We start from the raw sequence: 664 nt of genomic DNA on the forward strand, positions 1-664 counted from the left end.
CCACCTGTCCCACGCCGGACGATCGTGCCTCCAGCACGGCTGAGACGACGCCGAGGGCCAGGAACATCGCACCGCCACCGTCGGCAAGAAGGTTCATCGGGGGGAAGGGCAGGGTCCCGGCTCGTCCGAGGTGGGCCAGGACTCCCGAGACGGCCAGATAGTTGATGTTGTGCCCGGGCTGCGTCATCAGTGGGCCGCCCTGGCCCCAGCCGGTCAGCCGCCCGTAGACAAGGCCTGGATTGTGCGGTGCGCAGTCCTGCGGCCCGAGGCCGAGACGTTCCGTCGAGCCCGGAAGAAAGCCTTCGATCACGGCATCGACACGCTTGATGATCTCGAGTGTGGTGGCGCGGCCAGCAGCGGACCTGAGATCCAGCCGCACCCGCCTGCGACGGCGGCCCAGCCCGGCGTCGGACAGCGGCGTGATGTCGTCAGCCTCACGGGGACGATCGACAGAGATGATTTCGGCGCCCAGATCCCCCAGCAGCATTCCGCAGAACCGCACCGGCCCCCGACCGCCGAGCTCAAGAATCCGGACTCCTCGCAACGGTCCCACGGCAGGATCCTCCGGATGGTAGGTGATGAGTGGCAATGCGTAACGCCAGTCGCCGCTCACAGAGCAGACAGCACTGGAAGCTATCGCCGTCGCATCCCGCCCGTTCGATCA

Annotated in this window: 1 protein-coding gene; it reads right to left on the reverse strand. The window is 67.3% G+C overall.

Going from position 1 to position 664, the window contains the following annotated elements:
* On the reverse strand, nucleotides 1-613 hold a 613-nt coding region (locus AC5LSR_RS01920; RefSeq protein ID WP_493468083.1), incomplete at its 3' end, for a CoA transferase.
* Nucleotides 614-664 lie beyond the last annotated feature (51 nt).

The organism is Protofrankia sp. CiP1_Cm_nod4 (assembly GCF_982290645.1).